Source organism: Dellaglioa sp. CoH-57-MRSF-21, from assembly GCF_056781915.1.
In genome coordinates this window covers 347,227-362,171 of record NZ_JBXAXU010000001.1, presented here as the reverse complement: position 1 = coordinate 362,171, position 14,945 = coordinate 347,227, and the positions used below count along the sequence as shown (strand labels likewise).

Genomic DNA, 14,945 nt, shown 5'->3' with positions numbered 1-14,945 from the left:
TATTTCCTCACTTAAAAGTGCTTTCACAAATTGATTATAACTATATTAATAATAAAGAAAAAGTTCACGAAATACAATAGATATTCGCCACTTTATCCAAATATACAATCTTGCCTGATACTATTTTAATAATTGAGCCATATCAGCTGGGAGTTCTGATTCAAAAGCTAATTTTTTACCCGTAAATGGATCTTCAAAGCTTAATTTAGCAGCATGTAATGCCTGTCTATCAATACCTTTGTCCATCGGGCCATCATATAACGCATCCCCAACCAAAGCATGATGAATAAAATCAAAATGTACACGAATTTGATGTGTTCGGCCCGTAACTAACTTCACATCAACTAATGTGTAGTCTGGAAATCTCGTTACAACTTTATAAGTTGTTTCTGAGGCTTTTCCTTCAGCCATAACAGAACGACGAATTTCGCCTTCCTTTTTACCAATTGGTTCTTTAATATCTCCTTGATCACTTTTAACGTCACCTGCAACAATTGCTAAGTATGATTTTTCTAACTGACCATTACTTAATTGAGCAGCAATCAAACTATGTGCAAATCCATGCTTAGCTAATAAAACAAGTCCACTTGTAAAACGGTCTAAACGCGTAATAACATGTGGCACGAAACTACTTGAATGAGTTGCAATCAAATGGCCTTTAACACGGTTAACCAATGTTGTATCTTCATTAGATGGGCCTGGCACGGTTACCATACCAGCTGGCTTATCGACTACTAACCAGTTTTCATCTTCAAAGACGATATTTAATGGTTCATCACTTGCATGTATGGCATCGTTATCTGGTTCTTCTGGCAACGTCAAAATAACTTCATCACCATCAATCAGTTGATAATCCCAATATTCATTCTTTTTGTTAACTCGAACTTGTCCCTCGCCTTGTTTAATTCTGGCGATTAATCGTTTACTAACGCCAACCTCAATTAAAAATTTTTTTAAACTAATTGTGCCTTCACCATTGTTTGTTAGCGTAAATTGCATGTCATTATCCTTCATTTCTCGTCATAACGTTTATTCTCTATCTTATCACACTTGGTAGCCTATAAAAAAAGGCGATTATAATCGTTAAATTATAATCGTCTTTTTTTATTTTGTAATAAATAAATGTTTGCCCAATTCGATACTGTTTAATGCTTCAAAAGAAATCCCCCACGAATATCTCTTGTTAGTTCTCTATAATATAGAGTATACCGAATGATTCATGGGTTGTACTATCAAAAAAAAAACTAGAAACATTTTTACTGATAGTGTTTTCTATTCACGTTTAACAGTCGTTTCCCCATCTCTGGCATATCATTATCAAGTCCTAATGCAGTGATAATATACTTATCAAATGCATTGTTTTTATAATTTTTATTCATGAAATTAGTAACCACCATATCATATCGTTGACTAGAATCATAAATACTGACATTAACGCGTAAATTAATATTTAAATCTTGACTCATATTTCTGACAAATAATTCTTTAATTCGCTCGTTTGCATTTAAATCAACCCCAACTGTTAACATGGTTTCTTTTTCTAACAATCTAGCGCTAAAAATTTCGACCATTTTATTAATAAATGGCTGCCTGTATCGCTTATAGAAATCAGACCATTTTTTAGCTAATAATGGACTGTCGATTAATTCATCCATGGCAATCTCAACATGACGTCGAACTGAATGATTTGAATATTTTTTTCGATAACTATTCATCATGTAAGTTCCCACGGCATCCATCGTTCCATGAAAACAAAATGCTTCAGTACAAATTGGGTACAATGATTTACTAACATTTTCACCGATAATTTTAACATCTAATTTAGATTCAAATCCTTGTTCCAAATATTTAACAGCTTGTTGAAGTTTGGTGTTATTTGTGTGATTAATTGCAATAAAATCGCGGGACAAGTAAGCACTTGAAGGAACTGAAACAAAAGCAGTTGTCCAAGCGTAAAGTAGGGCGCTCTCAAAATGAACATCAATTTTATTTGAGAACTTAATATAAATATCTTGCATCTTTTCTTCAACTTGGTTAAATAGTGAATTATTTGCAATCATATCTGCTAAATCATCAGAAATCACCCAATTATCACGATCTTTTCGCATCATTCGATGAACACTGACCTTCATCCAAATTCTAGTCCTCATTAAATTACTATCATTCACATTGAAGTTAAAATATGTTTCAAATACTTTAATGTATTCAAGAATGACGCCCGCTTCTATCGTATCATTATAGTTAAAATCTGTCGCTAGAAATAGTGAATAGTAAAAAAATCTAATTTGTAATTCAGAACCAACTACCTCACCATGTGCAATTTTAATCTGAAATTCAGACAACAAATTATTAAGTTGCTTAATTCTTCTGAAGATAGATGATTCACTAACATTTAAACTAAGACTCAAATTTTCAATACTGCTATTTTCATCATAATAGAATGCCATTAAAATTTGGTAATTAATAGACTCTTTCACATACCGATAAACCGTTTCGTAAAAATTAATTTTGCCTTTACCTATAAATTGAATGTTATTCTTTTTTATGATCATATAGGGTTCATCACCTGAATTGAATTCGCCATCCAATTACTCTAGTGCAACTCGCAAAGCTGTATTTGAAACATTTAATCGATTACAGATTACTTTTCTTGATAACCCATGTTCATTTAATGATAGCAATTCAATAATTTCACATATTAAAAACTCTGGTCGATCCAGAATATCTTTTTTGTACATTTATTCCTCCGAGAATTCTCATAATTACCAGCATGTCAACTTTAGTAAGAATATTATATATTTTATTTTAACACAAAACATTAAAAAGAGAATTTTCTAACACTATCTTAACAATTATCGTTAACCAGTTAGTTTCTATTTGATTTCTAAATAAAAAAGATTAACTTAAATAAGTTAATCTTTTTACGTTTAAACTTGTTTAATAAACTTAACGAATGCTTGTTGGCCGTGGTCATCTTGTTTATAAACCCCAGCATCTTCAAGAACACGCATAAAGACTTTTCCAACTTCGTTTTGTACGAGCTCACTAACCGTCTCTTTAGAAATCATCGAATTATCACGCTTAATTTCATCAGCCCAAGTTTTATGATAAGCCGCCATGACATTTGGTTGATCTGTTAGATACTTCTCAACCTCTGTTATTTCAGTTTTCAAACGAGGTGGTAAAATAGCTAATCCCATAACTTCAATCAAGCCAATGTTTTCTTTTTTAATATGTTGAACATCAGCATGTGGATGATAAATACCATCTGGAAATTCATCAGATGTTTGATTATCTCGCAAGACTAAATCCAATTCATAACGACCGTCACGCATTCGAGAAATTGGCGTCACAGTATGATGTGGCGTACCGTCAGCATCTTTTGCCAAAATTTGTGCATCGGCATCACTATATTCTTGCCAAGACGTTAAAATTTTTGCTGCTAAATCAGCTAATCGTTCTGGATTTTCACCATTTAAACGAATGACTGACATTGGCCAGTTCACAATACCTGCTTGAATGTCATCAAATCCTGCAAATTGCATTGTTTGACTCATTTCTGCCTTTGCCATTGGAAAATCATGACGTCCACCTTGATAGTGTTCATGCGTTAAAATTGAGCCACCTACAATTGGTAAATCTGCATTACTTCCCGCAAAATAGCCCGGGAATTTTTTAACAATTTGAAGTAAATCTGAAAATGTCGTTTTGTTAATTACCATAGGTTCATGCTTTTCATCTAAGAAAATTGAATGTTCATTGAAGTAAGCATAAGGCGAATATTGAAAGCCCCATGTTGCATCCCCCAAATCAAATCGTACAATCCGATGATTGCGACGAGCTGGGAAATCTAGTCTTCCAGCATAGCCTTCATTTTCCATACATAATTGGCATTTAGGATAACCCGTTTGTTTCATTGTTTTAGCTAAAGCAATTTGCTTTGGATCTTTTTCAGGTTTAGATAAATTAATGGTGATTTCTAAATCACCATAATTTGTTGGTACCTGATAAGCAATGTTTTTCGCAATAGCCGCAACTTTGATGTAATCGTTAGCCTGACTTAATTCATAAAAATAAGCCAAAGCTTTCTCTGGGTCTTTTGCGTATAAATCCCAGAAATGTTTATTCACGTGACTTGGAATTGGTGTGACCAGATCCATTAATTTAGCACCAAGAATATCTTGCTCCGCGATTAGAGCACTGATTTTCTCGTTTTTGATTGCTAAATTAAGTAGCTCGTCTTTAACAGCAATTATTGTGTCAGAAACTGGTTCAGTTACTTCTATCTCTGATTCACCAACCAAATCTAAAACGACGTTTACTAAATAAATTTTATCATCTGTCGAATAAGTCGTTGGATCAAACTGAATAACTTTATCGACGAATTTTGAAATTAATTGTTTAGAATCCATGTTTTTCCCTCTATCTCTTTATGCTTAATCTAATTTTTTAGCGCCATCAGCAATTTCTGCTAAATAGAAACTTGGTGCATAACCGATTTTTTCTTCGTAGATACGACCCACTTCACTTTCAAATGCGTCAACTTTGTCTTTAGCAACAATGGCAATTGCACAACCACCAAAACCAGCACCAGTCATTCGAGCACCTAGTACTCCTGGTTGTTCCCATGCTGTTTCAACAAGTGTATCAAGTTCAATACCCGTTACTTCATAATCAAATTGTAATGAAACATGTGAAGCGTTAACTAATTTACCAAAACGTACTAAATCTTCATTTTTCAAAGCTTCTTGAGCCATAATCGTCCGTTGGTTTTCTGAAACTGCATGACGCGCACGTTTTAGAAGGTTTTCTTTTTGGATTAAGTATGTTTGTAAATCAAAGCTAGCATTGTCCAAATCACCTAATGATTTAATATCATTTTTCTCTTGTAATAATGCTAATGCTGCTTCACATTCACTACGTCGTTCATTATATTTAGAATCTGCTAATTCGCGACGTTTATTTGTATTCATAATAATAATAACGTTGTCTTTTAAATCAATTGGTACTAAATCGTAATCTAGTGTATTTGTATCCAGTAAGATAGCATGATTTGCTTTACTCATACCGACTGCAAATTGATCCATAATTCCTGAATTAACACCGATAAATTTATTTTCTACCATGACACCTGTTTTAACAAGATCAACACGATCAATGTCTAAATTAAATTGATCTTCTAAAATAACACCCATCAATAATTCAATTGATGCAGATGATGATAAACCAGCACCATTTGGAATGTTACCTTCAAGTAAAATATCTAATCCTTTATCAATAACATAACCTTGCTCTTTCAAGTAAACAATCATCCCTTTTGGATAATTAGCCCAGTTATGTTCTTTTTGATATGATAAATCACTTAAATCAAATGAGACAACGCCATTATCTTTAAAGTTATTTGACATGATATTAATTGTTGTATCATCACGTTTTGTTGCAACTGCATATGTGCCTAATGTAATTGCTGTTGGGAAAACATGTCCACCATTGTAATCAGTATGTTCCCCAATTAAGTTGATACGACCTGGTGAGAAGTAACTTGCATTTGCGTCCACACCGTAAACATCTTTAAATTCGCTCTTTAATTCATTAATTTTCATTATATTTTCCTCCAATTTATTAACCGCTTTCATTTTACTAAATATTTACTAAAATTACAATCTTTTTACGACATTCTTTTTATTATGGTAAACTGATACACATAACCAATCAATCAGGAGGTAGTCATGGCAACACTTAAAGACATTGCACAGTTGGCAAAAGTTTCTAATGCAACTGTTTCTCGCGTGTTAAATTACGATCAAACATTATCCGTTGGCGACGATACACGTAAACGAATCTTTGAAGCAGCTGAAAGTTTAAATTATTCAAAAAATAAAAAGAAATCCAGTACACCTCAAGGTAAGATTGCTATTATCGAATGGTATACAGAAAAAGAAGAATTAGATGACCTGTATTACCTTTCAATTCGAATTGGTATCGAACGTAAATTAATTGAACTCGGTTATGAAATTACACGTTTTTTCCAAAATGATCAATTTAGCGCCTTGACTGATACTCTTGGTGCTATTGTTATCGGTAAATACAGTGCAGCACAAATAGCCGGATTTAAAGAACTAAATTCTAATTTAGTTTTTGTTGATATGAACACACTAAATTTTGGTATTAGTTGCGTCATGACTGATTTCAAAACGCCAGTTACAACCGTTATTGACCATTTTAAAAAACAAAATTTAACTAAAATTGGCATGATTGCAGGACAAGAAAGTACATTTGATGATGTCAATTTAGGCCCAGATTCCCGCTTCACTCACTTTAAAAATCACTTAGAACGTACTAGCAACTACCATCCCGAATGGGTTTATACAGGCGATTTCACGCCAGAATCAGGTTATCAATTAACCTTGAAATTATTAAATGATCAATCAGATAATTTACCAGAAGCGTTGTTTATTGCAAATGACGCAATGGCTGTCGGTGCATTACGTGCATTAAATGAAATATCAATTAAAGTGCCTGAACAAATCAGTTTAATTAGTTTTAATGACACATCTATTGCTGAATATACTTTCCCAACGCTTAGTTCAGTTAAAGTTTATACAGAAAAAATGGGTCAATCTGCTGCAGAACTATTAGTCAATCAAATGTCGATGACTGAAATTATCCCTCAGATTATTACCATTGGAACAACCTTAACACTTAGGAATAGTTCCAAATAAAAACAACTGGTATTCAGAAATTAATCTGAACATCAGTTGCTTTTTATTTTTTATTACGACCAATTAACCAGAATACTAGACCAACAGCAAGTAAAATTAAACTACCCACTAACATGGTATTAAATGTGTCACTGATATAATTATTCACAATATCAGTAAAAACAGAAGCTTTACTAGACACAATACCAATTAGGCCACTGTACAAGGCAATTGCAGAACCAATTGAAACTAGAACACCACTCCAGATTGCACTGAATCCGACGTATTTAAGCGGTATAAAGAATGCCCGATTAATAGCCAGTAAGAGTAGCGCAAAAATAACAGAAGCTATTAAACTATACATAAAGGCTGTTTGGACTATTACTTTTACCGAACTAACTGTACTAGCAATTTTTGAAAGATATGGCGTTTGGATATTATTCGTCAAATATTCACTTAAATTACTTTTAAAAGTTGCGACAATCCCATCAATTTTAGCGCTAACCAACGGATTTGATGTGTCCGTTTTTTTCATAACGTTGCTAGCAACTTGATTGGTAATCTCAGTTGGATTGATGACAGTTTGTTTTCCAGCATATACGTTACTAAAACTATTTTTCGCAATGTTAGTAACTTGTTGATTCGTTAAAGCATCTTTAACAGCTGACGTTGGCACATCATTTAATGTCGCAATACTTGAAATACCATCATTCATCTGTCGTGTCACAAGTGTCACGTTCGAATCTGTTAAAATTTTTTCTTCAGTATAAGTTTGATTCAAAACGGTTATTTTTAAGACACTTGTCACAAATAGTACGATTAAACTAAGGCTCAAGAAGAAAGATATCCAGCCGTTTAGACCTTTATGGTTGTCTATCTGATAGGTCTCAGTATGTTGCTTTTGGAATTCTGCACGCATGATTCTATCCCCTTTTGTTAATTCTCAAATTATTTAAATTTTAACATTCAATTGTAGGTTAATTGTACGCGACATGATTGAAAAATGGTAGTTTGATTTATTAATCATGAAATTTTATCATTATGCCCCATTATGTTATTATCCCAGTAATTACTGTTTAACTTTTTCAAACTAGAAAGAGGTTATATCATGCCTAATAGCTTAGGATTAATTTTAAAAGAAACTCGCCAATCGCTACACTTAACTCAAAAAGAAGTTTCCAAAGATATTTGTGCGCAATCGATGCTTAGTGCTATTGAAAATAATAAATACATACCTAATGCACAGCTCTTAATCCAACTATGTCATAAATTATCGATTACTTTAGACCAAATAAGTCTTCTGGAAAATTTTGATATCAGTTCAGAAAATGAATTCAATGAACGTGTATCTAAGTTATGTAATCAACACCAATACAAAGAGTTACTCCAGTTTCTAAATAAAGAAACGGTTACCAATAATTTAAAAACGGATAAGCAACTTCAGGCATACTATTATTATATCGGTATTGCAACTCTACATACTGAAAATAAATTGATTGCTACCGAAAAATATATTAAGTTGTCCCTTGCTTCCAGTAATAAAATTCTGCCAGATACCCTTACCCGACTTGGTACCGTCTCTTTGGCCTTTATATATGCAAAGCAAAATTTACAAAATAAGGCTGAGAAATATATTGATCAGACTTTTATGGACTTTAATAAATTATTTTATGAAGAAAATCAAAATATTTTATTCTATTTGACAGCACTTATTTATTTTAAGCTCAATAATTTAACAATGTCTCTTAATTGGATAAACAAGTCTGTTAAATTCGCTACTGATCATAACTCACACTATATGTTAGCCAACTCTTTTTATTTAATGGCTCAAATTGCAAAAAGAGCAGAAGATAAAGATAATTTTTTAGCCGCTACTGAAAAGCAACAGCTACTAACTGGCCTTTTTAATGAACAAATTTATAAAAATATTTAGAATATCAGAATACTGATTTTTAATTTTTACTCAAATTGGATAGGATGAAGTCATCAAATAAAAGGAGGTTTCATCCTATGGAAAAACCACTATTTTCAAATGTTATTTCAATCAAATCAAGTAAAGAAAAAATCGCGTTGTTTTTAAAAAATCCGGAAACTTTACTGAAATGGATACCTGATATTATTCAGGTACAGCCAATTGACAACAATAAATTCAATATTCACAGAACAGATTCTGCTTTGAATAAAAATGAGGAAATTTCTGTTAGTTCAGAAAATGATACAATCTACTATGAAAGTACCGGAGGAAAACTCGAATACACTCTAATTTTTAATTTGACTAGTAAAAATGCAACAACATTATTAGAAGAAAATTTTTACTTGTCTGAAAATGATCATTCACATTTACCATTAAAATTACTCATGCCAATCGCTAAACATGCCTTTAATTCAAACTTACAAAGCTTTAAACGAATAATTGAAAACAACTAAAAAAGAGATTCCTGCAAGGAGTATGGCTAATTTTTGTTACTTCTTGGTAGCTTGTAAAATTAATCCGAACGCTGTTCGGACAAAAAAGGTCAGCTTCCTTTAAAATGGTGTTTACCACAAACACACTTTCTAGGAACTGATCTTTTGTCTAGTATAACCTAATCTGAACGAATTAAAATTGAAACTTTCTGTGAGTTAGAACTATCTAATTCTGAAATGACCATCATTTAAACCGTTCACCAGGTTTCAAATTATAGTTGCAGCGCCTTAATGATTTCAACTTTTTTAAACTATATAATATAGATTTTTGTTTCTAAAAATCGTTATAAAAAACAAATTTAACACCATCATAGCTGCCTTTCAAGAGAAAAATTTCAAATTCTTTTACACAAACGTTAATATATTGTTCTACATCCTCTTTTTTAAGTAAACCTGGAAAGTCTTCGATAGACATATCATCAAAATCAGCATCCAAGTCTTCAATAATTTCACTAATATCACGATCAATTATTTCGTTGACCCCAGTCGATAAGTATTTGTTATTTTTCAAAGTTACCAGTTTATATTGTTTTATCAGAATACCATTATAATAGTGAAAGTCTAAATAGAATCTTCGTAGCGCTTCATCCTTACTATAACTCATGTTTTCTAAAATATATTTTTTATAAACAGTTTTTAGCCAAATATCATCAGATATAAGATGAAGATAATATCCTAGTTGAAACGTATTCAAACATGTTCCATACTCCTCTAGAAACATGTTTGGAAACATATCATGTTCTCCATCTTCGCGTTTCACCATAAAGTGCGTAAGCTCTTTGGGTGTTCTCGAATTTTTGTTAACATCTGGAGTAATACTTCCAATTAAAAAATCATTTCCAAACCCATGCTTATTATTTATTACTTGTGCAATTGATAAATGCATTATTCTTGATCCCATTTGTCTAACATCCTTTTTTTACTGTGTGAGTATAATAATCTTGTAAGTATAATTTACTGTCATTTGCATAAAAACCCTCTTTAATCATGAGATGTGGCAACGCAACACAATTTTTCCCCATTGTAACACCTGGATATGTCATAGTGTAAGCTCCAATGCGACAGTGATCACCTATAATGGCTCCAAATTTTGAACTTGTTTTTAAATATGTTTTATCATCGAAAAAAATTTTTTTTGTTTTATGCCATCCAGTCGCGTCAATTTCATCATACAAGTTAAAGCTGGAAGTCGACGCATAAGCTGAAAAGTTTACATCACTTCCAATAAAAGACCGCGTTATTGTATTAAAGTGTGCAATATGCGTATCATCCAGAATCACACTATTAATAATCTCCGAGGAATGCCCAATTATAGTATTTTCCCCAATATAACAGCCACCTCGAATAAATGCACTTTTCCCAATCAATGCATTGTCTTTGATGACTGCTGGGCCTTTGATGTAAGCAAACCCCTGAATAATAACATTTTCACCGATATACACATTCCCCTCAATAATTGCACTCTTTGATATTTGGCTACTATTTGCAGTGTATGAATGATTTAATCTAGTTAGATCCACATAATTAAAATTATCCAAAAAATCAACAACAGTTTGCTTCAACATACCATTACGCAATCTCTCATCATTAACGTCTATAAAATTGTGTAAATCAACAACGTTCTTAGTTTTCATTATTTCCACCAGCTTTACTCAACTCTCCATTTAATAATTCCGTTTTAGTTCCAATCCAAGTTCTAATTGAGCTTAAACCATATTTATTGAACATATATTTTCTTTTCCTTAGCGTATATTTTTTAGCTTCTTCGGTGCTTACTGTATTTTTATTTTTTTCATGTGGATAGTGAACTGCAATCGCAGATCTATCAAGGATAAATCTAATATGATGCACAAATGCGTTAATAGCGAAATCTGCATCCTCTCCACCATAAGTTGTGTAAGCCTCATCGAATCCTCCGATTCTTTGATAGGCATCTTTTGATATTCCAATATTACATGACCAACCAATTACCCATGGTGCTGGCCACTTAGACAAATCATCTCCCATTGACTGGTATACTGATTCACGGCGATCATACGCATTTAAATTCAATAATACTTGAATCGTGCCATCGACATCCGCCGCATTAAAGTTATCAATAATTGCCTGTTTATATTTATCATGATCATCAAATCCCGCAACATAACCAATCACAAAACTATTTTCATTATTTACTAAAATTCTATGGTACTCACTCACAAATGTACTACAAACTGCAATACCAGCATCAATAAATACGAGATATTTACCCCCAGAGATATTTGCTCCAGCATTTCTCGCTTCAGAAACCTTAAATCCATTATCCGACTGATAATAGTACTTAATATTCAGTGATGTCTCAAATGCCTTAACAATTGAGATTGTTTCTTCAGACGATCCATCATCGACAACTATTACTTCAAAAGTCGTATTATTCAGTTTTTGTTTAAGTAGTGACTGCAAACTAATTTCAAGTAATTTATTCCGATTGTAGGTTGGAATGATTACGGATATATCAAAATTTTCCATTACTATGCGCTCCCTTTAAGACTAACTTAGTGCTATTATTTTCGTACAGCTTTAAAAACGGTGTGTAAACAACAAAAGACATAATGATAATTACGATTTGAAACACAACATATTTATAACTTCCTAGCAAAAAGCCTGAAATTAATGGTGGTGTTATCCACGGAAGAATGACACCGTTAAACGGCGGAATAACTCCATATAGAATACAAAGATATAAAGACATTCCGGTAATAACTGGAATAAAAATGAACGGTACTACCATGTATGGATTCAATACAATTGGTAGTCCAAAAACTATTGGTTCGTTAATATTAAATAAACAAGGTACAAAAGCACCTAATCCTAGCTTGCGATTACCTGACTCTTTTGAAAAAATAATCATTGATAGAATAAGCCCTATACTAATACCGCTTCCTGTCATAGTAATAAATTGATTTAAAAACTGTTGAGTTACTATATGCGCTCCATTCACTATTGTTAGATTATGGTGTGCTGCTATAATCGACTGGTTTTCAATAGTATTTGTCAATAAAATCGGTGTTATTACTCCACCAATAACGGAATTACCGTGAATGCCAAAAAACCAAAAAACTGAAATCAATGCCGAGATAGAAATCACACCAAAAAACGTGTCCGATAAGTTTTGTAAAGGAAGCTGCAAAAGAGTATAAATAGTCTCTACGAAGGTTCTTTTTATGATAAATTGAAATACAAATTGAACGACACCTATAACAATAAAACAACAAAACATCGGAATTAAAGACTCAAAAGCTATTCCAACATTACTCGGTAAATCTTTAAAAACTTTATTTCCAATCCTTAAGTTAACAATCTTTTCAAAGAAAATAGGGATGAGTATTCCGATTAACATCGCTGCAATAATCCCCTTGCTTCCAATCCAATCAATGGTTATATTCTTTACTATTTTTACATTTTCTGCTCCACAAAGAACTAAAAATGAAATTAGTGCGGTAATAGTTGTTTCTAGTTTTAATTTTTCGTTTTTAGTCATCGAAAAAGCAATTCCTAAACAACTTACTACACCTAAAATGTTGAACGAAAAAGTAATCAATCGATTCATTAAGACTTTCAAATCGGGATTAATATCAAATTGTACAAGAATAATGAAAATAGAACTTACAATTGTAATGGGGATGGTATATATCATCCCATCTTTGATTCCAGTCAAAATTCTGGAATTGAAGAAACGATTAGTTGCCGATGTAAGCGATTTCATTTATTCTACTTCTTTCTTCACATAATTACTTATATCACTGTATACATTTATTAAATATCTAGCAGCAGTCTTGACAGGCAACGGACTATCATTATAAGTAAATGACTTATTAATGCTTTGAAGCATTGTTATATCATTATAATCATCTCCGACAGAATACACATTATTAATATTTACTTTTTTTATGTTAACCAACCAATTAATTGCAGTACTCTTATCAATACCCACACGCGTAATGTCTAAGTATTTTCCATTGCGATTGAAATTCAATATTCTTTTCGTTGCTATTTTCTCACTTATAGCATTGATAATTTTAGTACTTGCTACGACAGTAATTGAACAAATATTATCCGAGCTAGGATTTAATTTATCGAAACTACGTAATTCATTGTCACTACTTGAAATCATAATTCGTTCGATTGAACTCAAGTATTTATTAATTATTTCTTTTATCGCATTGATCTGCTCCCCGTTCAGATAGAATGCTTTAATAATCTGACCTCTACTATCAATTACTATTGAGCCATTTGATGCTAGAGCGTAGTTAAACTCAGGTAGACCATATTTTTCTTTCGCATTGACTATCGATTTTGGAGATCTTCCGGTGGCCACAACAAAGAGATCATTTTCTTTGTTGTGTTTCGCAATAGTCTCTCTTGTATTCTTATCTACAAAGTCACCTCTCAAAATCGTTCCATCAAAATCACTAACTAGCATATTCATTTAATCACCCCTACATATTATTTCCGCGAACCAAATCTTTTTAACCCCCATATCATTTTTACTCCTACACAGTTCGCTACACCCACATTATTTACCTAATGTCTAGATATTTCAAGGGAATTTTTTTATATATGTTATTTTGAGATTTTGAATCAGTATTAAATAACCACTCGGTTCAATTTTAATACCGCTCAGATTTAAAGATTAACTGATTATTCTTTTAAAAAGGGCTCTTTGTCAACTGGTGTTGGTGGCGGAATACTAAGGTATTTGTCGAAAGACAGATGCCTTTTCTTATGCAAAATTAATTCAATTCGGGTAAAGAAATGCTGGTTATTTTTGAATCCATAACAATTACGTTTAAGGTAGATTGTGAAAAACTATAATCGTTTTCTATTTCTTCTTGTCTTATTATCATTGTTGCATCCTCCTTTCCATACTTTATTTATTACTTCAACACATATCGCGTATTGTCCCACAATATCACTGCTAGTTACGATCACAAACTACTCTACTTTATGCTATCCTATTTTAAAATCGGTTAAAAAAAAGTATATTGCAGGAATCTCTTTTTTAGTTGTTTTTATTTAAATGAACATCTAAGACAAATTTATTATGATTGCTCACAAATCTTGACGTCGAATATTCAAAGGCGCGGCCTTTTTGATCATAAGCGATTTGATCAATTACAAAAATTGGACTATCCAAGGAAACTTCTAAAACTTGACTAGTTTCTTTGTTTGCTGGTTCAGCATAAACCACTCGTCTTGCATCTGTTAACTGTAAGTTCGCGTGACTCCCTAAATAGTCATACACGGATCCTGATAATACCTTTTCATCGATAGGCGCAATTGAGACCGGCATCACTGAGTGCTCAAAACTATAGACCTTTTTATTAATCAATCTAACCCTTTTAATTTCATAAACTGGATCATTAGATAATATTTGTAGATTTTTTTGTTCTATTTCTGTTGGTAATCGGGCATTAAAATGTATTAATTTACTTGATATTTTTTGATCTCGATGTGAATATGTGACACCAACAGGTAAATCTAGAGGCAACATCTCCGTAGATTGACTATCCATTCTTGGTCGCACATACGTCCCTGACCCTTGCTTACTATAAACTAATCCTTCATCAATTAGTAAATTTAATGATTTTTTTAACGTTAATCTAGAAACTTGGTATTTTTCGGTTAATATTTCTTGAGTTGGCAGTAAAGCCCCGGCACGATAATGATTTGTTAAAATATCTCGTTTAATATCTGAGTATATTTCTCGATATCTGTACATTTGTCTACCTCATTTCT

At 32.3% G+C, this 14,945-nt stretch carries 15 protein-coding genes; 3 read left to right on the top strand and 12 right to left on the bottom strand.

Annotated features, from left to right (window positions below; genetic code table 11):
- Nucleotides 1-120: 120 nt before the first annotated feature.
- The 5 genes from AC1RPQ_RS01665 to AC1RPQ_RS01645 all read right to left on the bottom strand — a co-directional run bounded on the left by AC1RPQ_RS01665 (nt 121) and on the right by AC1RPQ_RS01645 (nt 5,603).
- The gene (locus AC1RPQ_RS01665; protein ID WP_481760868.1) at nt 121-1,014 is read right to left on the bottom strand and encodes an RluA family pseudouridine synthase; all 894 of its coding nucleotides are present in this window, start codon (nt 1,012-1,014) and stop codon (nt 121-123) included.
- A 242-nt stretch (nt 1,015-1,256) separates the two neighbouring features.
- On the bottom strand, nt 1,257-2,552 hold the full coding sequence (locus AC1RPQ_RS01660; RefSeq protein WP_481760869.1) for a helix-turn-helix domain-containing protein: 1,296 nt from the start codon (nt 2,550-2,552) through the stop codon (nt 1,257-1,259).
- A gap of 36 nt (nt 2,553-2,588) precedes the next feature.
- A complete protein-coding gene (locus tag AC1RPQ_RS01655) occupies nt 2,589-2,738 on the bottom strand; it encodes a hypothetical protein (protein ID WP_481760870.1) in 150 nt (49 codons plus the stop codon).
- Between the two features lie 189 nt (nt 2,739-2,927).
- Nucleotides 2,928-4,412 (bottom strand): UDP-glucose--hexose-1-phosphate uridylyltransferase, encoded by a 1,485-nt coding sequence (galT, locus tag AC1RPQ_RS01650; protein ID WP_481760871.1) that lies wholly within the window; start codon nt 4,410-4,412, stop codon nt 2,928-2,930.
- A gap of 24 nt (nt 4,413-4,436) precedes the next feature.
- Nucleotides 4,437-5,603, bottom strand: a complete 1,167-nt coding sequence (locus tag AC1RPQ_RS01645) for a galactokinase (protein ID WP_481760872.1) — start codon at nt 5,601-5,603, stop codon at nt 4,437-4,439.
- A 126-nt stretch (nt 5,604-5,729) separates the two neighbouring features.
- Here AC1RPQ_RS01645 and AC1RPQ_RS01640 point away from each other — a divergent pair, with 126 nt between their 5' ends.
- Nucleotides 5,730-6,722, top strand: a complete 993-nt coding sequence (locus tag AC1RPQ_RS01640; protein ID WP_481760873.1) for a LacI family DNA-binding transcriptional regulator — start codon at nt 5,730-5,732, stop codon at nt 6,720-6,722.
- A gap of 43 nt (nt 6,723-6,765) precedes the next feature.
- Here the strand turns inward: AC1RPQ_RS01640 and AC1RPQ_RS01635 are convergent, their stop codons facing one another.
- Nucleotides 6,766-7,620 carry a hypothetical protein gene (locus AC1RPQ_RS01635; protein WP_481760874.1) on the bottom strand — a complete coding sequence of 285 codons (855 nt, stop codon included), beginning with the start codon at nt 7,618-7,620 and terminating at the stop codon, nt 6,766-6,768.
- Nucleotides 7,621-7,809: 189 nt separating this feature from the next.
- Between AC1RPQ_RS01635 and AC1RPQ_RS01630 the strand changes: the two genes are divergently transcribed.
- Both AC1RPQ_RS01630 and AC1RPQ_RS01625 read left to right on the top strand, forming a co-directional pair.
- Complete coding sequence (locus AC1RPQ_RS01630; protein ID WP_481760875.1) at nt 7,810-8,634, top strand: helix-turn-helix domain-containing protein; 825 nt, start codon at nt 7,810-7,812, stop codon at nt 8,632-8,634.
- A gap of 77 nt (nt 8,635-8,711) precedes the next feature.
- Nucleotides 8,712-9,128 (top strand): hypothetical protein, encoded by a 417-nt coding sequence (locus tag AC1RPQ_RS01625; protein ID WP_481760876.1) that lies wholly within the window; start codon nt 8,712-8,714, stop codon nt 9,126-9,128.
- Nucleotides 9,129-9,441: 313 nt separating this feature from the next.
- Here the strand turns inward: AC1RPQ_RS01625 and AC1RPQ_RS01620 are convergent, their stop codons facing one another.
- The 6 genes from AC1RPQ_RS01620 to AC1RPQ_RS01595 all read right to left on the bottom strand — a co-directional run bounded on the left by AC1RPQ_RS01620 (nt 9,442) and on the right by AC1RPQ_RS01595 (nt 14,928).
- Entirely contained in the window at nt 9,442-10,068 is a 627-nt protein-coding gene (locus tag AC1RPQ_RS01620; RefSeq protein ID WP_481760877.1) for a hypothetical protein, read from the bottom strand.
- 4 nt (nt 10,069-10,072) lie between these two features.
- Nucleotides 10,073-10,801, bottom strand: a complete 729-nt coding sequence (locus AC1RPQ_RS01615) for a DapH/DapD/GlmU-related protein (protein WP_481760878.1) — start codon at nt 10,799-10,801, stop codon at nt 10,073-10,075.
- Nucleotides 10,791-11,675 carry a glycosyltransferase gene (locus tag AC1RPQ_RS01610; RefSeq protein ID WP_481760879.1) on the bottom strand — a complete coding sequence of 295 codons (885 nt, stop codon included), beginning with the start codon at nt 11,673-11,675 and terminating at the stop codon, nt 10,791-10,793. The genes AC1RPQ_RS01615 and AC1RPQ_RS01610 overlap by 11 nt, the downstream gene beginning before the upstream one ends.
- Complete coding sequence (locus AC1RPQ_RS01605; RefSeq protein ID WP_481760880.1) at nt 11,662-12,912, bottom strand: PTS sugar transporter subunit IIC; 1,251 nt, start codon at nt 12,910-12,912, stop codon at nt 11,662-11,664. The genes AC1RPQ_RS01610 and AC1RPQ_RS01605 overlap by 14 nt, the downstream gene beginning before the upstream one ends.
- Entirely contained in the window at nt 12,913-13,635 is a 723-nt protein-coding gene (locus AC1RPQ_RS01600) for an HAD-IIB family hydrolase (protein ID WP_481760881.1), read from the bottom strand.
- A 573-nt stretch (nt 13,636-14,208) separates the two neighbouring features.
- Entirely contained in the window at nt 14,209-14,928 is a 720-nt protein-coding gene (locus AC1RPQ_RS01595) for a GntR family transcriptional regulator (RefSeq protein ID WP_481760882.1), read from the bottom strand.
- Nucleotides 14,929-14,945 lie beyond the last annotated feature (17 nt).